The organism is Geminicoccus flavidas (genome assembly GCF_009806515.1).
GTDB classification, from domain to species: Bacteria; Pseudomonadota; Alphaproteobacteria; order Geminicoccales; family Geminicoccaceae; genus Geminicoccus; species Geminicoccus flavidus.
The window spans coordinates 1-557 of record NZ_WUJP01001142.1 but is presented as its reverse complement, the minus strand read 5'-3'; the positions used below and the strand labels follow the sequence as shown (position 1 = coordinate 557).

The window sequence follows — 557 nt, the reverse complement described above, 5'->3', positions numbered from 1 at the left end:
GAGCTCGCCGCCAACATGAAGCAGGGCGCTGCGCTGATGTTCGCGCACGGCCTGAACATTCACTTCAAGCTGATCGAGGCCCGCCCCGACCTCGACGTGCTGATGGTGGCGCCCAAGGGTCCCGGCCATCTGGTCCGCGCGGAGTACACCAAGGGCGGCGGCGTGCCCTGCTTGATCGCTGTCCACCAGGACCCGTCCGGCGGCGCCCTCGATCTCGGCCTGTCCTATGCCTCGGCGATCGGTGGCGGCCGGGCCGGCATCATCGAGACGACCTTCAAGGAAGAAGTCGAGACCGACCTGTTCGGCGAGCAGGTCGTGCTGTGCGGCGGCACCTGCGCCCTGATCAAGGCCGGCTACGAGACCCTGGTCGAGGCCGGCTACGCCCCGGAGATGGCCTATTTCGAGTGCCTGCACGAGGTGAAGCTGATCGTGGACCTGATCTACGAAGGCGGCCTCGCCAACATGCGCTACTCGATCTCCAACACCGCCGAGTACGGCGACTACATGACCGGCCCGCGCATCATCACCGATGAGACCAAGGCCGAGATGAAGCGCGT

Annotated in this window: 1 protein-coding gene; it reads left to right on the top strand. The window is 66.1% G+C overall.

Going from position 1 to position 557, the window contains the following annotated elements; translation table 11 throughout:
• A partial coding sequence (gene ilvC / locus EQG76_RS31485; RefSeq protein WP_159719135.1) for a ketol-acid reductoisomerase occupies positions 1-557 on the top strand: 557 nt, incomplete at both ends.